This is a genomic window from Spirillospora sp. NPDC048819, from assembly GCF_040650055.1.
Taxonomy (GTDB): Bacteria; Actinomycetota; Actinomycetes; order Streptosporangiales; family Streptosporangiaceae; genus Spirillospora.
Genome location: NZ_JBEZGN010000094.1, coordinates 1 through 2,552, shown reverse-complemented (window position 1 = coordinate 2,552; position 2,552 = coordinate 1). Strand labels below are relative to the sequence as shown.

Here is a 2,552-nt window from a genome sequence, read left to right as displayed (position 1 = left end):
TGGGCTTGTTCGATGAGTTCGACGAAGTCGCCGAGTTCGCCGAAGTCGGGCAGGATGCGGGTGTATTCGGCGATGTCGTAGCCGCCGTCGCGCAGGGGTGACTGGTAGATGGGCAGCAGCCACAGGCAGTCCACGCCGAGCCATTGCAGGTGGTCGAGTTTGCTGATCAGGCCGCGCAGGTCGCCGTAGCCGTCGCCGTTGGAATCGGCGAACCCCCGCACCGACACCTCGTAGAACACCGCCGTCTTGAACCAGTGCGGCGTGCGCGGCGTCTTCTCGCTGAACGGGTCCGGGAGCGCCCGGGTGGCTGGCGCCGCGGCGCCCGCCTCCGGCGCCCCGGCCGGCAGAGCCTCCGCCTCCGGCTCGGTGACCTGGTCGGACGGGCTGGTGGTGAGGTTCTTCGGCTGGCCGTGCATGGGTCACCCCGGGTGTGTTGGAGACGTCTAGATCAGCAATTCCCACAGTCCGCGTCCGCGACGTTCGCGACAGGCAACCATCCGTAAAAATCTCAGTACGGTCCGTGACCGTCGATCCGGTTTCGGAGGCCGCAGCCCCGTCCGGACGGGACGGGCCACGACCAAGCACGGGGTAGATCGCGCCGTGCCCGGCGACGCGGGCGCCGCCGGGCCCGCGACCGGAAGGTCATCGCCCGGTAGCGGCCCGGTATGGCGCGGGAAAGTAGCGCAAAAACACGTTGAACTGCGGCCCGGTCACTGGCGCGCGGCGCGCCGAATACTTGCCGCGCGACGGTTGTGTCATGTCCGTGTTTTTAGCTTCGTCGCTTTTTCTGTCGCATGCCTCGGGTAGGTCATTTCCAAGCTCAGAACCTGCCGTGCCGTTGACGCCTGTGCCGTTGACGCCCATGCGATCGACACCCGTGCGATCGGCAACCGCGCAATCGACACTTGTGCGATCGACAACCGTGCGATTGACACTTGTGCGATCGACACCCGTTCGATTGGCGCCCGTGCGATCGACACCTGTGGGATCGACGCATGCGCGATCGACGTTTGTGACGCTTGCTCGGTCGACGGCAGGGCGGTTGACAAGTCCGGACGGAACGACTTCGTCCAAAGCGATCGGAGGGACAGTGGAGCGCTGGGAGATGTCGCCATCGGTCGTACCGACGCGCGATGACCTCGTGGCGCGGCTGCGCGTTCGCTTCGCCGATGTTCCGGCGGAGAACGTGCGCCGTTGCGTGGACGACCTGTGGTGCTGCTGCACCCATCTCGGGGTGCGGCCCGAGGAACGGACCATCGAACGCCTCGCGGCGTCCCGGCTGACGGGCGTCGTGCGGGGAGGGCGCCCGCCGTATCCGGACGGACGTCCCGCGTCGAGACCGCCCGGCTCCCATGCCGCCGCCCATGGTGACCTGACCGTTTCGCCCCGGCCCGCCCGCGCGGCCGCGAGTACCCCGATCGGGATGTGACTGACATGAAGGACACGACCGTGGCGGGCCTGAGCATCGAGACCCGGCGAGGGTTCATCGTGCTGGGCCTGCCCGCGCAGATCAGCTGGCAGAACTACGCGGGGATCCGGGAGGGGGTGAGCAGGGCGCTGTCCCTCGCCTCCGCGGGCCCGGCCGGGGGCGCCGGCCGCGGCGGAGTCGTCGTCGACTTCGGTGACGCGGTGCTGCTGGACGCCGCCGGGCTGGTCCTGCTGGCCCGCGCGGAGACGCGGGCGCAACTGCTCGGCTGCCCGCTGCGCACCGTGGTGCCCGCCCTGTCCGCCCACGTGCGGCGGGCGCTGCAGCTCACCGGCCTGAGCCGGCTCGTCCCGGTGTTCGCCGACGTCGCGTCCGCCACGGCCGCCCCCGTCGCCGGCGGGGGAGCGGGCGAGGTGGATACCACACACGTGCTGGACGCCATCCGGGCCCTGCATCCGGGCGACGCCGGGCTCACGCCCACCCCGCCCGCCCCGTCCGAACTGATGATCACCACGACGGCGGCCGGTGACGGCGACCACACGGTCGTCCACCTGTCCGGCATGCTGGACGAGGTCACGGTGCCGAGGCTCGGGGACACGCTCACCCAGCTGGTCGAGGCGAACCTGCGGCATCTCATGGTGCGGATGCACGACCGGCTCGGCGTCCGCTGCGACCCGCTGCCGATCCTGCTCGGCATCCGCTGGCGGGTCGCCGCCGAGGGCGGCTGCCTGTCGCTGCCGGCGCTGCCCGCCAAGCTCCGCCGGATCATCGACCGCGAGGGTCTCGGCTCGGTCTTCACCGGCTGCCGCTCCATCGAGGACCGCCTGCTCGCCGCCGAGCCGGTCTGATCAGATCCCGTTCGGGCGCGGACTGCGGCCGGCCGCCCGGCGCGGACCACCGCGGCGCGGTTTCGGCGTCGTCCCGTCCGCCCGGACCCTGCTGTTCTCCACGTTGTTCCCATCGGCCCGCACACGTTCGCCGTTCCGCTGGAACGTCAGGATGTGTGCGGGCTTGATGTGCGGGTCCAGACGGACGTAGTTGGAGCGGTGCCAGGTGTAGGTGGTGCCGTCGAGTTGGTCGGTGAGGGTGTGGGGTTGGTGGGGGTTGTCGGGGAGGCCGAGGGCGG

The 2,552-nt window shown here is 70.4% G+C and carries 5 protein-coding genes; 2 read left to right on the top strand and 3 right to left on the bottom strand.

The window, feature by feature from the left end:
• Both AB0C35_RS45955 and AB0C35_RS45950 read right to left on the bottom strand, forming a co-directional pair.
• A partial coding sequence (locus tag AB0C35_RS45955) for an alpha-amylase family glycosyl hydrolase (protein WP_358470995.1) occupies window positions 1–416 on the bottom strand: 416 nt, incomplete at its 3' end.
• A gap of 226 nt (window positions 417–642) precedes the next feature.
• On the bottom strand, window positions 643–1,074 hold the full coding sequence (locus tag AB0C35_RS45950; protein ID WP_358470992.1) for a hypothetical protein: 432 nt from the start codon (window positions 1,072–1,074) through the stop codon (window positions 643–645).
• A 31-nt stretch (window positions 1,075–1,105) separates the two neighbouring features.
• Here AB0C35_RS45950 and AB0C35_RS45945 point away from each other — a divergent pair, with 31 nt between their 5' ends.
• Entirely contained in the window at window positions 1,106–1,429 is a 324-nt protein-coding gene (locus tag AB0C35_RS45945; RefSeq protein ID WP_358470989.1) for a hypothetical protein, read from the top strand.
• 5 nt (window positions 1,430–1,434) lie between these two features.
• Entirely contained in the window at window positions 1,435–2,274 is an 840-nt protein-coding gene (locus tag AB0C35_RS45940) for an STAS domain-containing protein (RefSeq protein WP_358470986.1), read from the top strand.
• Here the strand turns inward: AB0C35_RS45940 and AB0C35_RS45935 are convergent.
• The coding region (locus AB0C35_RS45935) for a hypothetical protein (protein WP_358470983.1) at window positions 2,275–2,552 on the bottom strand (278 nt) is incomplete at its 5' end.